The sequence below is a fragment of the Chitinibacter sp. S2-10 genome, assembly GCF_046530675.1.
Taxonomy (GTDB): domain Bacteria; phylum Pseudomonadota; class Gammaproteobacteria; order Burkholderiales; family Chitinibacteraceae; genus Chitinibacter.
This window is the reverse complement of record NZ_CP172558.1, coordinates 367646-380948: the sequence shown is the minus strand read 5'-3', so window position 1 is coordinate 380948 and position 13303 is coordinate 367646. Positions and strand designations below refer to the sequence as shown.

Annotated in this window: 11 protein-coding genes; 10 read left to right on the top strand and 1 reads right to left on the bottom strand. The window is 48.9% G+C overall.

All coding sequences use genetic code 11. The annotated features are described in order from the left end of the window. Positions 1–10: 10 nt before the first annotated feature. The 3 genes from glgA to ACG2XO_RS01765 all read left to right on the top strand — a co-directional run bounded on the left by glgA (position 11) and on the right by ACG2XO_RS01765 (position 4619). Positions 11–1444, top strand: a complete 1434-nt coding sequence (gene glgA / locus ACG2XO_RS01775; protein WP_410499136.1) for a glycogen synthase GlgA — start codon at positions 11–13, stop codon at positions 1442–1444. 48 nt (positions 1445–1492) lie between these two features. After that, positions 1493–3946 (top strand): glycogen/starch/alpha-glucan family phosphorylase, encoded by a 2454-nt coding sequence (glgP, locus tag ACG2XO_RS01770; RefSeq protein ID WP_410499135.1) that lies wholly within the window; start codon positions 1493–1495, stop codon positions 3944–3946. Between the two features lie 124 nt (positions 3947–4070). Beyond that, positions 4071–4619 (top strand): NUDIX domain-containing protein, encoded by a 549-nt coding sequence (locus ACG2XO_RS01765; protein WP_410499134.1) that lies wholly within the window; start codon positions 4071–4073, stop codon positions 4617–4619. A 60-nt stretch (positions 4620–4679) separates the two neighbouring features. On the opposite strand, the gene cysB is transcribed toward ACG2XO_RS01765, so the two are convergent. Continuing rightward, positions 4680–5618, bottom strand: coding sequence for an HTH-type transcriptional regulator CysB (gene cysB, locus ACG2XO_RS01760; RefSeq protein WP_410499133.1), 939 nt, complete (start codon positions 5616–5618; stop codon positions 4680–4682). 113 nt (positions 5619–5731) lie between these two features. Here cysB and ACG2XO_RS01755 point away from each other — a divergent pair, with 113 nt between their 5' ends. The 7 genes from ACG2XO_RS01755 (at position 5732) to ACG2XO_RS01725 (ending at position 13276) form a co-directional block, all read left to right on the top strand. Beyond that, complete coding sequence (locus ACG2XO_RS01755) at positions 5732–6517, top strand: sulfite exporter TauE/SafE family protein (protein WP_410499132.1); 786 nt, start codon at positions 5732–5734, stop codon at positions 6515–6517. A 27-nt stretch (positions 6518–6544) separates the two neighbouring features. Beyond that, positions 6545–7231: a phosphoadenylyl-sulfate reductase gene (locus ACG2XO_RS01750; protein WP_410499131.1), complete on the top strand. Its 687-nt coding sequence runs from the start codon at positions 6545–6547 to the stop codon at positions 7229–7231. Positions 7232–7496: 265 nt separating this feature from the next. Next, a complete protein-coding gene (locus tag ACG2XO_RS01745) occupies positions 7497–8375 on the top strand; it encodes a BadF/BadG/BcrA/BcrD ATPase family protein (protein ID WP_410499130.1) in 879 nt (292 codons plus the stop codon). Positions 8376–8394: 19 nt separating this feature from the next. Then, entirely contained in the window at positions 8395–9135 is a 741-nt protein-coding gene (locus tag ACG2XO_RS01740; protein ID WP_410499129.1) for a GntR family transcriptional regulator, read from the top strand. Positions 9136–9839: 704 nt separating this feature from the next. Next, positions 9840–11087: an ABC transporter substrate-binding protein gene (locus ACG2XO_RS01735; protein WP_410499128.1), complete on the top strand. Its 1248-nt coding sequence runs from the start codon at positions 9840–9842 to the stop codon at positions 11085–11087. Positions 11088–11441: 354 nt separating this feature from the next. Further along, positions 11442–12317, top strand: a complete 876-nt coding sequence (locus tag ACG2XO_RS01730) for a carbohydrate ABC transporter permease (protein WP_410499127.1) — start codon at positions 11442–11444, stop codon at positions 12315–12317. Positions 12318–12340: 23 nt separating this feature from the next. Further along, entirely contained in the window at positions 12341–13276 is a 936-nt protein-coding gene (locus ACG2XO_RS01725; protein ID WP_410499126.1) for a carbohydrate ABC transporter permease, read from the top strand. The last annotated feature ends 27 nt before the right edge of the window (positions 13277–13303 follow it).

Here is a 13303-nt window from a genome sequence, read left to right as displayed (position 1 = left end):
TGAGTGAATCATGAAAATTTTGCAAGTTTGCGCAGAAATGTATCCGCTGCTCAAAACCGGCGGGCTGGCTGATGTGAGTGGGGCCTTGCCACTGGCGCTGGCCAGACAGGGTGCCGAGGTTCGGGTTTTATTGCCGGGCTTTCCGGCCATTCTCAAGGCACTGGACATCAGCGGCGAAGTTGTGGCCTTGCACAGTTTTGCCGGTGATTTGCGCGTGCTGTACGGCACAACTGCCGAAGGCATCGGCGTTTATGTCATCGACGCCCCGCATTTGTACGCGCGCGATGGTAATCCGTATCAGGATGGCCATGCACAGCCGTATCCGGATAATCATTTGCGTTTTGCCTTGCTCGGCTGGGTCGCTGCGCGATTGGCCGAAGGCATTGATCGCTTGTGGCGGCCTGATCTGGTTCATGCACATGACTGGCATGCCGCGCTGGCGCCCGCCTATATTGCCGCATCGGCCAATCCGGTACGTACGGTCTTTACGATCCACAATCTGGCTTATCAGGGCGTATTTCCAGCGTCTGACTACGCCGCGCTTGAATTGCCAGCAGACTATTACGATGTCAACGGGCTCGAATTTTACGGCCAGTTGTCGTTTATGAAGGCGGGGATTTATTTTGCCGACCGTGTGACGACGGTGTCGCCGACTTATGCGCGGGAAATTACCGGAAGTGAACAAGGCTGTGGTCTCGATGGCTTGCTGCGCGACCGTGGTGCGATTTTATCGGGCATTTTGAACGGCGTTGATGATGCGGTCTGGAATCCGGCTTGTGATGCGCTGATCTCTGCGACTTACAGTAGCGACAAAATGTCCGGTAAAGCCAAATGCAAAGCGGCTTTGCAGCAGCAATTCGGTTTGCAGCAGAATGCCGATGCGCCCTTGTTTGCCGTGGTGAGCCGTTTAACCGAGCAAAAAGGCCTGCATCTGGTTCTGCATACTTTGCACGAAATTATTTCACGTGGCGGGCAGTTTGTTTTACTCGGCAGCGGGGATGCGGCGATGGAGTCCGAATTCAAGCAGGCTGCGGCGAATCACCCTGAACAGATTGCAGTCCGGATCGGCTATGACGAAGCTTTCTCGCATCAGATCATGGCTGCGAGTGACGTGATCATGGTGCCTAGCCGGTTTGAACCTTGTGGCCTGACGCAATTGTATGGACTCAAATATGGCGCTTTGCCGCTGGTTCGTCGTGTTGGTGGTCTGAGCGACACCGTTGTTGATTGTAGTCTGGAAAATTTGCAGGAGGGTATTGCCACCGGAGCATTATTTGACGGCTTCTCTGAGGAAGAACTCACCCGGGGTATTCGTCGAATGTTTGCATTGTGGGCAAGAACTAAAGAATGGAAAGCGGTGCGAAAAACCGCAATGAGCTGTGATTTTGGCTGGCAGCCGGCAGCGGAAAAATATATGCAGCTTTATCGCGGATTGGGTACATAAAACCAGCAGAACCCGAATGAATTGCAATAAATCTATGGAGTGCATTTGATGAGTATGCCGTTTCAATATGATGTAACTGATCATCAGGATGTTCAGGCAATCAAAAAAGCGATTGCCAATAAACTGATGTATGCGATCGGTAAGGATCCGATCGCTGCGCAGCCGAAAGACTGGCTGGATGCGACTTTTCTGACGGTGCGCGACCAGATGGTCGAGCGCTGGATGCAGACGACGCGCGCGCAATATTCGCAGGATCTGAAGCGTGTTTATTACCTGTCGATGGAGTTTCTGATTGGCCGCGCCTTGTCCAATGCTTTGCTGGCGCTCGATATGGAAGACACGGTCCGCACCGCGCTCGATGAAATGGGCATCGATTACGACGATCTGGTGCATATGGAGCCCGATGCTGCGCTGGGTAATGGTGGCCTGGGTCGTCTGGCTGCGTGCTTCCTTGATTCGATGGCGACGCTGGGGATTCCCGGCATGGGCTACGGGATTCGTTATCAGTTCGGCATGTTCAAGCAGCGCATTATCGAAGGTCGTCAGGTCGAAGTGCCTGATACCTGGCTAGGCTCGGTGAACATTCTTGACTTCCCGCGCGATGAAGTATGCTACCGCGTGCGTTTTGGCGGCCGTGTCGACATGGATGGCAAAAAAGCGCGCTGGGTTGATACGCACAACGACGTTCTCGCCGTTGCGCATGATGTGATTATTCCGGGTTACGACACGACGGCAACCAATACCTTGCGTCTGTGGACTGCGCGCTCGACGCGCGAAATCAATTTATCGAAATTTAACGAAGGCGATTATTTCTCTGCCGTGGCCGAGAAAAATTTGTCAGAGAATGTTTCGCGCGTGCTGTATCCGGATGATTCAACTTACAGCGGTAAAGAGCTGCGCTTGCGGCAGGAATATTTCTTTGTTGCTGCCAGTATTCAGGACATTCTCCATCGCCATCGCATGACGCATGACACGCTTGATAATCTGGCGGACAAAGTCTCGATTCACCTGAATGACACGCACCCGGTGCTGGCAATTCCGGAATTGATGCGGGTGCTGATTGACGAGGCTGATTGTGAATGGGAAAAAGCTTGGGCAATCACCAGCAAGGTGTTCAGCTACACCAATCACACCTTGATGTCTGAGGCGCTGGAAACCTGGCCCGTCGATATGTTCGGGCATTTATTACCACGCCACTTGAAAATCATTTTCGATATTAACGAAATGTTTTTGAAAGAAGTCGAGGAGAAATTCCCGGGTGATCTGGCCTTGCAACGCAGTGTTTCATTGATCGAAGAGCACGGCGAGCGCAAAGTGCGGATGGCCTATCTGGCCGTCGTCGCCAGCCACAAGGTCAACGGCGTTTCGGCACTGCATTCGGATCTGATGGTTGAGTCGATTTTTGCCGATTTGGCCAAAGTTTTCCCGGATCGATTTACCAATGTCACCAATGGCGTGACGCCGCGTCGCTGGCTGGCGCTGGCCAATCCGTCATTGTCGGGGCTGATCGATAGAGAAATTGGTCAGACTTGGCGTGTACGGTTGAATGAACTGGCCGAGCTTAAATCGCATATTGATTTTCCCAAGTTTGTGCAGGATTTTCGCGAAGCCAAACACGCCAACAAGGAGCGTCTGGCGAAATATGTCGCGCGCAATCTCGGCGGCGTGATCAATCCGGATGCGCTGTTTGACGTGCAAGTCAAACGGATTCACGAATACAAACGGCAGTTGCTGAACGTGCTGCATGTGATTACGCGTTATAACCGGATTCTGCGTGATCCCGATGCCAAAATTCAGCCACGCGTCGTGGTTTTTGCCGGTAAGGCGGCATCTGCGTACCGGATGGCCAAGCTGGTGATTCAGCTGATCAACGATATCGGCGTCAAAATCAATAACGATTCGCGCGTGGGCGACAAGTTGAAAGTCGTTTTCCTGCCGAACTACAGCGTGAGTCTGGCCGAAGTGATTATTCCGGCTGCCGATTTGTCCGAGCAGATTTCAACCGCAGGCACCGAAGCATCGGGAACCGGCAATATGAAATTTGCCCTCAATGGCGCGCTGACCATTGGTACGCTTGACGGTGCCAACGTTGAAATGCGCGAAGCAGTCGGCGCTGAGAATATTTTCATTTTCGGCAATACGACCGAGCAGGTGAATGCATTGCGCAGCAATGGCTACAATCCGCGTGCCATTTACGAGAGCAATAGCGAATTGCGCGAAGTGCTGAACCAGTTGGCGAACGGCTTTTTCAGCCCGCATGAGCCAGAACGCTATCGCGTGATCTTCGATACGCTGGTGAACTGGGGTGATCATTATCAGTTGCTCGCCGATTATGAGTCGTATGTCGCGACGCAGGATAAGGTCGACGCCTTGTACGCCAAGCCGGATGAATGGGCGAAAAAAGCGATCCTGAATGTCGCCGGTATGGGACATTTTTCGTCAGATCGAACGATTGCCGAGTACGCCGAGAAAATCTGGCATACCAAGCCGGTTCAGTTGTGATTGGTGGGTATTGGGCTGCAGACTTTGTTAATTCTGGTTTAGTGGCTTATACCCTTGCTATTGTATGGCATGCATGATAAAAACGGCGGCTCGAGGTCGCCGTTTTTCATGGGCAGGGGAAATCATGAGTGAAGATCGTCATCTGTATGAAGAGCCGCTGCAGAGCCAGCGCGTTTTTGACGGCAATTTATTACACGTTAACCGCGACACGGTACGCCTGCCTGATGGTAGTGAGGCGACGCGCGAGTATATTTTGCATCCCGGTGCGGTCATGATCATTCCGCAATTGCCCGATGGCCGACTGCTGCTCGAGCGCCAATACCGCTATCCCTTGCACCGCGTATTTATCGAGTTTCCTGCCGGTAAGCTCGAAGCGGGTGAAGATCCGCTTGAATGCGCCAAGCGCGAATTGCTCGAAGAAACCGGGTACAGCGCGGCGAGCTGGGAATATCTGGGCGTGCTGCACCCGATTATCAGCTACACCGACGAAGAAATTAAGCTGTTCCTCGCGCGCGATTTAAGCGCCGGAGAAGCACAACTCGATGCCGGCGAGTTTGTCGAATGCATCGCGATGAGCATCGACGAGATGGTGGCAGGCGTGATTGATGGCTCGATTACCGATGCCAAAACCGTGAGCGGGATTTTTTGGGCGCAGCAAAAAAGTTTGAAATGACGATGATGGGTATGGGGCTGTAAATCAATTTGGATATATGCTGCAGCCCTATACCCCGTTCTAATCTTCGCCAGCTTCGCATAGTAAAGCGTCTTGCACGACTGAGCGTGTTAAATGCGGTGCAAATAACGCGATAAAGTCATAAGTATAGCCGCGCAAATAAGCGTCTTTGCGCATGCCGATATGCGTTGTTGATGCTTCAAATAAATGGCTGGCGTCGATCGCCGTCAGAGCTGTGTCGCGTTCAGGCTCGTAGGCCATCCCGGCTAGAATCCCGATTCCCAGCCCGAGCTCGACATAGGTTTTGATAACGTCCGAGTCAATTGCAGTCAGCACGACATTCGGTGTCAGACTTTGCTCTTCAAAAGCGCGGTTGATTTTCGAGCGGCCGGTAAAAGCAAAATCATAAGTAATCAGCGGCCAAGCGGCGATATCGTGAATGCTGATCGGGCGGGTGAGTGTCGTTAGCGGATGCGATTTAGGCACAATAATGCAGCGATTCCAGTCGTAGCAATTGAGCATCGCCAGCTCGGGATAATGATCGATGCCTTCAGTCGCAATTGCCAGATCGGCACTGCCGTCGACGACCATTTCGGAAATCTGTGTCGGGCTACCCTGTTTGATCGACAGGCGTACTTTGGGGTAGCGCTGCAAAAAAGCCTGTATGACTTTGGGCAGCGCATAGCGCGCCTGAGTGTGCGTCGTAGCAATGGTCAGGCTGCCATTTTCGACTTGAATGAATTCTTCGCCGATGCGTTTGAGATTTTGCGATTGCATCAGGATGCGTTCGGCAATCCGTAAAATTTCGCGCCCCGGAGCGGTAATATCGACGACACGTTTGCCATTGCGGATAAAAATCTGCACGCCCAGTTCGTCTTCAAGCAAACGGATTTGTTTGGAAATGCCCGGCTGCGAGGTGTGCAGTTTTTCGGCGGCTTCCGAGACATTCAAGCCTTGCTTGGCGACTTCGACCAGATAACGTAATTGCTGCAGTTTCATCGTGCACCCCATGCAAAATAACAAATCCTTATATCATGATAACAGAATAGTATATAAGGTTCTATGTGGCCGCGTTATGATGGTCGGCATTGATGAGCGGGTCGAGGTTTTTGATGGATGCAGTTTGGTATGGCTTTGTGATCGCAGGCTTGGTGGTCGGCTTTATTGTTGGTATGACCGGTGTCGGCGGTGGTTCGCTAATGACGCCGATTTTGCTGTACTTCGGAATTAATCCGGCGACCGCAGTGGGTACTGATTTATTGTATGCCGCAATCACCAAAGCCGGTGGCGTTCATGCGCACCAGAAACAAAAGAATATCGACTGGAAAATTACCGGCTGGTTGGCGCTGGGCAGCGTTCCGGCTGCAGCAGTAACTCTGCTGGTGCTGCATAATCTGCATGCCGATACCGACGCGCTCAATCGCGTGATCAAGCAGGGACTTGGATTTGCGCTGCTCTTTACTGCAGTCGCGATTGTATTTAAAAAGCAAATGATCGCTTTTTCACAGAAGCATGCGGGTGATGCCTTTCATGTGGCTGGGCCACGCTTAAATTCATTGACGGTGCTGACGGGCGTGATTTTGGGGGCGATTGTGACGCTGACCTCGATTGGCGCTGGCGCTTTGGGAACGGTCGCCTTGTTTGTTCTATATCCTTTGCTGCCCACCAAACGCTTGGTCGGAACTGAAATCGCGCATGCGGTACCACTGACTTTGGTGGCTGGGCTGGGGCATGCTGGAATGGGTAATATGGATTGGGGTCTGCTGGGTTATTTGCTGGCAGGTTCTTTACCAGGGATTTATCTGGGTAGTCACTTGTCGGGTCGGATTTCGGATACCGTTTTGCGCCCTTGCCTGGCGGTCATGCTGGTGTTGATCGGCTGGAAGCTGGTTTATTAAAGTCATCAATTTATTGAAGAGTCTGTTATGAACTTTGAACAAAAATTAAGCGAAACCGTTGCATTGTTACAGCGGATTGCGACGGATTTTTCGCCTGCCGTTTTTGCCAATTCGTTTGGTGCTGAAGATATGGTCATTACCCATTTGTTGGCCAAACATCAAATCGCAATTGAAATTTTTAGTCTGGATACCGGGCGTTTACCGGCTGAAACGTATACCTTGATGCAGGAAGTCGCATCTGCTTATCCATCGCATCCGATCAAAGTGTATTTCCCGAATACCGCAGCGGTTGAGCAATATGTGAATCAGAATGGCATTAATGCTTTTTATGAATCAGTTGAGCTGCGTAAAGCCTGTTGCCATGTGCGCAAAATCGAGCCATTGCAACGTGCGCTGAAAGATCGCAAAGCATGGGTGACGGGCTTGCGCCGTGAACAATCGCCAACCCGGACTGATTTGGGTTATCAGGAATTTGATGCGGCGAATGGTCTGGAAAAATTCAATCCCTTGATCGAGTGGACTGAAAAAGAAATTTGGGCCTATATTCGCGCAGAAAACATTCCGTACAACAAATTGCATGATCAACATGTTCCTTCGATTGGCTGTGCGCCGTGCACACGCCCAATTGCGATGGGAGAAGATGTCCGTGCTGGTCGTTGGTGGTGGGAAAATCCCGAAAACAAGGAATGTGGATTGCACGTCAAGAAAATTTAATGCCAAATAATTTTGGTTAAAAACAAAACGCCCTGCAATTTGGGCGTTTTTTTATATCTGCCAATTGACACTCATGGTATGCATCTCTAAATTGGTATGCTTGCATTATCTATTTTCGGCTGCGCGCTGTGCGGTGCCGTAATTCTATGGGCTTAGATTCTCGTTTCCTGTTTGGGGGCGTATCAGTCTGGCCGACTTTTTCTGGCGATAGAGAGTTCTTGCTGTTGCATGGGTAATACGAATTTTGCTGCGAGGGGAGTGAATAATGAGTCAAATCGAATTTCTGATCGGTGTAGATGGTGGCGGTACAGGAACACGTGTCACGATTGCCGGAATGGATGGCGTTGAAAAAGTGCGTGCCGAAGGTGGTCCTTCTGCGTTGGGTCAGGGGGTTGATAAGGCTTGGACCAATATCACACTGACTATTCGCGAGGCATTTAAAAAGATCGGTATCGACAAATGTGATTTCAGCAAATGTGCAGTGGGTTTTGGCTTGTCGGGTGTGACGGTTAAAGCCTGGGCTCAGGAATTTGAAAATAAAAACCCTGGCTTTGCCCGCATTATTGTTGAAACTGACGGTTATTCGACTTTGCTTGGCGCGCATAACGGCGTGCATGGCGCAATTATTGCCATCGGAACCGGTTCTATTGGCGAGGCCTGGCTACCCAGTGGTGAACGACTGGAGGTCGGTGGCTGGGGCTTTCCGACATCAGATGAAGGTTCGGGAGCGTACTTGGGACTGAAAGCCATTAACCATGTGCAGCGCATTATGGATGGGCGTCGTCCATTGACTGATTTTGGTCGCAAACTCTTGACGGTGACTGGCAATACCCGCGAAAAAGTTTTTGAATGGATGGGCGCAATGAAGCAGGGTGAGTGCGCAACATTGTCACCTATCGTCGTTGAGTTCGGCACCAGTGATGATGTAGCACGCAGTTTTCTGAATGATGCAGGTCAAGAGATTGTCAATATCGCCAAGGCTTTGCGTGCCAATGCGCCGGATCTGCCGATTGCTCTGTGCGGCGGTGGGCTTTCGGAGGCGATTCGTCCATACATTCCGGCTGATTTTCTTGCGACTACCGTTCGCCCGCAGTATGACTCGTGTGCTGGTGCTTTAATTCTGATTAAGCGCGAATATATGTAATCGGATCGCAGAGGGTTGAATGCACGATCAGACAAAACTACTGGTACTCAAGCCGGATAATGATAGTGCCACTCCGCTGTACTTGCAGTTCAGTCATAAGTTGGCCGCTGCAATTCACGCCGGATTCTGGAAAGCAGACGACCCTCTGCCCTCTGAGCGTACTTTTTGTGAAGTTTTGGGTATTTCACGAGTTACCGCGCGCAAGGCGCTTGATCTGATTTTTGCTCAAGGATTAATTTTGCGTCGGCAAGGCTCGGGTACTTATATTACGCCCAAGCTTGAACAGCCCCTCTCCAGACTGACCAATTTGTCGGAAATGCTTAAACAGAGAGGGTTTCGTCCTGCATCGCAATGGCTCAGGCGTGAAATCAGGCAGGCAAACTCAGAAGAAATTTTGCGCCTGAACCTGGCTGCAGATAGCCGAGTGGCTTATTTGGAGCGTTTGCGTTTGGCTAATGAAGTTGTCATGGCTGTGGAGTGCACTACGTTGCCTGAGCAGTATGTTTCTGATCCTGAAAAAATCGGAGCATCTCTGTATGACTTCATGCGTGAGGCGAATCTGGGTGTGGTGCGAGCGATCCAGAATATTGGCGCAGTCAATGCGACCGAAGCGTTAGCCAAATTTACGGGTATTGAAGTCGGCACTGCCATGCTGCATTTGACCCGGCTTGGCTTTTTGGAGGATGGTACTGCCATCGAGTTGACGCATTCCTGGTTTCGTAGTGATTACTACGACTTTGTTGTTGAACTTTATCGCTAGAATTGGTTTTTTCTGTTTTTTGAAAGGCGTCCCACGGAAGGTGGGGCGCCTTTTTTATTTGAATGTTGCACTGATGATACAAAAAAACACATAAAAAATCGTTCGAAAGACCTTTGGTCTGTTGGTTTTGAACTGGGTTCTGCTTGCTTTGATCCGTGGTGCTGCCTTTTTGTATTTGTACTTTTATAAAAAGATGGCGTTAAAAACTGGATTTTTCCTACGAATCTCTCGTTGCGTTTGTTTTGTAATGGCATGATTTTAATGGCTAATTGGCGTTCAGTAGCTTTGAGTGATGTAGTATTTTTTGTGCGTTAGGGTTTTTTCCTACATATTTTTACTTAGGCGGAGAAAGTGTGTGGGACTGCTTTCTGTCAGAGGTCGGTTTTTTGGTGGGAATGCCTCCTTTTTTTGCGTGTTGACGATGTTCACCGCCTTAGAAAATTGCGGTAATCTAGCCTCCGTGGTTTCGGCAAAGTGATGACTTTGAGAGCTTGCCTGTCAGTTTTTTGCTGTTTTTACTACAGAAAAAGCTGAGGTTTCTTGGGGTGGTTAATGTCAAGTCTTTCTTGTTTCTTTGCTTGATCAGAGAATGGGCTTGACGCTGAAATTTCTTGTGTTTTAAAGTTGTTTTGCAGTTTGTAAGCCGAGTGTATTTTTCTGCGACCGCCGTGTTGCTCGTATTCATGTCCATGTTAGGAGTTGTTATGAACTTTAAGCGTTCTGTTCTCGTTGGTGCTGCTGTATTTGCCGCTTCAATCATGTCTGCTCAAGCTGCAACTACAGTTGAGTTCTGGTCTCACTCGTTGGCACCAACTTATGATGCATACCACAAACAAGTTGTTGAAAAATTCAACGCTGAAAACAAAGACATCCAAGTTACTCAGAAAGACTTGGGTTGGGGCGCAATGAAGCCAGCTATCGTTGCTGCTGTAGCTGAAGGTAACGTACCAGGCTTGGCTCTGGTTCCAACTAACTGGATGGTTGAAATGGCTCCTAAGCTGTTGACTCCAGTTGACAGCATCATCAACAAAGCGCAATTCACTGGCGCAGCTTTGGCTAATGCAACTACTGACGGCAAAATCTACGGCTTCCCTTCTTACCAAGTTACTGCCGTAATGGTTTACAACAAAGACATGTTGGCTAAATCTGGCGTGAAACCAGACTTCAAATCTCTGGACGACGTATTTGCTGCTGCTAAGAAAATCCACGCAGCTACTGGCAAGCCAGGTTGGGCTCCTAAACTGCAAGACGGCTTCACTGGTTGGTTTATGTTCGAAGGTCTGCCAGTTATCCAAAACGGCAAAGCTGTTTACAACAGCCCTAAACACGTAGCTTTGGTTCAGAAATTTGCTGATGCTTACAAAGCAGGTACTATCGTTAAAGATACTAACCTGACTTTTGACGAACAAATCGCTATGTTCGCTAACGGCGGCGTAGGCATGTTCGCTGAAGGCGGCCACGCAGTTAAGAAAATCAAAGACGCTAACCCAGCTGCTTACAAAGCTGCTGACGTTACGACTTTCCCATTGGGTGACAACGGTAAATTGGCATTTGGCGGCTGGACTACTATGTACGTAGTTCCAAAAGGCCAGAAAGATATGAAATCTGTAGGTGTTGTTGGTAACTTCATCACTGGTGAGTGGGCTCAAGAGCAATTCGCTAAAGCTTCTTACACATTCGCTTCTACTAAGAACGCAAATGCTGCAGCTTCTAAAGATCCATCTTTGAATGACATGACTGACCCAGGCAAGAAAGCATTCAAAATGGGTGGTCTGGTTATCGACAAAACTCGTCACCTGTTCCTGAAAGATCTGCCAGGTACTGTTGATGAAGGCGCGTTGTCTAAAGCAATGGACGCAAAAATCGAAGCTGCTCTGCAAGGTCGTATTTCTGTAAAACAAGCTTTGGATGAAGCAGTTGCTGATTCTAACAAACGTCTTTCTGCTAAATAATATTAGCTAGTTAGATATTGGGCGGTAAGTGTCAAATGACACTTACCGCTTTTTTGTTTTATACGGGGTTGAGTTTCAAATAAGTGTTTTAATTGAATTGCGGTTTATATTTAAGCTCTTTGTAATTGCAGTGAGGCTTTCTTGCTGAATTGTTTGTTTGCAAGTGCTTGTTCTGTCAGTTAGTTTTGCTTGTTAATTACTCTATGGAAAAGCCGCAGGGAGTGTGTAGTTTTTGGGTTGACTAAGTTATAATGCGGCGTTCGAAATTTGCGAGTCCTTGGTTAATATCAAGTCACAAGCGCCTAATATTGGGTTATTATCTACCTTGTCTGTAACGCACCGAAGAGTCGAAACGTGAAAAACTCCAACTTTATGGCCTATTTCTTCTTGGCTCCCGCCTTGATCTTGATGGGTATTTTTGTATTTTGGCCGGTCGGGTTCAATACCTTTCTAGCTTTTAATCAGTATGAGATTTCAGGGGGAGAGACGACGTGGAATAATTTTGATAACTTCCGTCGAATTTGGGAAGAAGATCTGTTCCATCAGGCCGTTAAAAACTCTTTACTGTTTTTGCTGGTTGTTCCTGCGATCCAGTTGGGTTCATTGCTGATTGCCAAACTGGTTAATAACAAAATGGCCGGCATGACTTTCTTTCGTGCGGTTTACTATATTCCGGTGATTACTGCCATTTCGATTGCCGGTATTGTTTGGCAGTTCGTATTTAAATACGACGGTATGCTTAATGCCTTTTTGAGTGAAATAGTTCACTTTTTCCATATTTATCCAAAAGAACAATTAGTCGATATTGACTGGCTGGGCGACCCTGATATCGCCATGTACTCGATTATGATCTTTACTTTCTGGAAAGGTCTGGGTTACTACATGGTTCTCTACCTTGCAGGTTTGCAAGCGATTCCGGCAGAGGTTGAAGAGGCTGCAATTCTTGACGGTGCTAATGCATGGGAGCGTTTCTGGAAAATTACGATTCCAATGGTGAAACCAACCATCTTGCTATGTACGATGCTGTCGACAATTGGTGCGTTGAAAGTATTCCTTGAAGTGCTGGTTCTGACGGATGGTAAAGCTGAAACTTACACTGCGCTGTTCTATGTGTATGACCAAGCCTTCCGTAATTTTGATTTTGGCGTTGCGGCAGCAGCAGGTCTGGTTGTGACATTCTTCTGCATGATTCTGGCCATTATCCAATTCCGCTTCTTTGGCGAAAAATAAGCAGCTTCTTGGAGAAAAATAGCATGTTTAAAAGTAAGGAACTGAATCGCGCCTTTGGCCTGATCCTCCAGTATGCAAGCTTGACAGCTTTTGGCTTGTTTACGATATTTCCGCTGCTGTGGGCGGTCTCTTTCGGCCTTTCCAGTGATGGTTCATACGCCTATCTGTTCCCGGACAGCTTCTTGCCGCACGTAGCCAATCCAGATGGCAGCTATGGGATAGGAACAACACTGACCTGGTTTGAGCGGGTATTTATTGAAATTCCGTTTTCAACCTATTTCAAAAACTCGGTCATCATTACAACTCTGGCAGTGATTGGCACGGTGGTTATTTCCGTTCTGGCGGCATACCCATTGGCTCGTATGCGTTTTGCTGGCCGCAATCTGATTTTTGTTGCGATTATTGCAACATTGATGCTGCCTCAGGAAACCGCGTTGGTACCTAACTACATCACGATTGTGAAACTGGGTAACTTTGCTGACTGGTTGCAATTGACGCTGACTGGCAGCGATGCAGCTACCTGGAAAAAACTGATTGGTATGAATAGCTATCTGGGCGTGGTATTGCCAGGTGTGGCGGGTGCCTTCGGTATTTTCTTGATGAAACAGGCTTTTGAAGCGGTACCACAAGATCTGATCGATGCAGCCCGTGTTGACGGCGCGACCGAGATGCAAATTCTGTGGCGCGTGATGTTGCCAGTGACTACGCCTTCTATTGCGGCTTTGGCGATCTTTACGCTGGTTAACCAGTGGAATGAATACATCTGGTCTTCAATTGTGATGCGTGCAAAAGACATGCAGCCATTGGCCGTGGGTGTATTTAACGATTTGACTGGCCCGCTGTCTGGTTCGCAAAACACTTTGATGGCTGCGATTGTGTTGACGGTTATTCCTGTACTGATCTTCTTCGCCTTCACTCAGCGCTACTTTATCTCCGGCATGGATGGTGCTGTTAAATAAAATGCCCGTGCATTGGCGCTTTACAAA

Bases quoted from the DNA above. Each gene is read 5' to 3' on its own strand.
- glgA (WP_410499136.1), top strand. From the start codon at position 11: ATGAAAATTTTGCAAGTTTGCGCAGAAATGTATCCGCTGCTCAAAACC.
- glgP (WP_410499135.1), top strand. From the start codon at position 1,493: ATGAGTATGCCGTTTCAATATGATGTAACTGATCATCAGGATGTTCAG.
- ACG2XO_RS01765 (WP_410499134.1), top strand. From the start codon at position 4,071: ATGAGTGAAGATCGTCATCTGTATGAAGAGCCGCTGCAGAGCCAGCGC.
- cysB (WP_410499133.1), bottom strand. From the start codon at position 5,618: ATGAAACTGCAGCAATTACGTTATCTGGTCGAAGTCGCCAAGCAAGGC.
- ACG2XO_RS01755 (WP_410499132.1), top strand. From the start codon at position 5,732: ATGGATGCAGTTTGGTATGGCTTTGTGATCGCAGGCTTGGTGGTCGGC.
- ACG2XO_RS01750 (WP_410499131.1), top strand. From the start codon at position 6,545: ATGAACTTTGAACAAAAATTAAGCGAAACCGTTGCATTGTTACAGCGG.
- ACG2XO_RS01745 (WP_410499130.1), top strand. From the start codon at position 7,497: ATGAGTCAAATCGAATTTCTGATCGGTGTAGATGGTGGCGGTACAGGA.
- ACG2XO_RS01740 (WP_410499129.1), top strand. From the start codon at position 8,395: ATGCACGATCAGACAAAACTACTGGTACTCAAGCCGGATAATGATAGT.
- ACG2XO_RS01735 (WP_410499128.1), top strand. From the start codon at position 9,840: ATGAACTTTAAGCGTTCTGTTCTCGTTGGTGCTGCTGTATTTGCCGCT.
- ACG2XO_RS01725 (WP_410499126.1), top strand. From the start codon at position 12,341: ATGTTTAAAAGTAAGGAACTGAATCGCGCCTTTGGCCTGATCCTCCAG.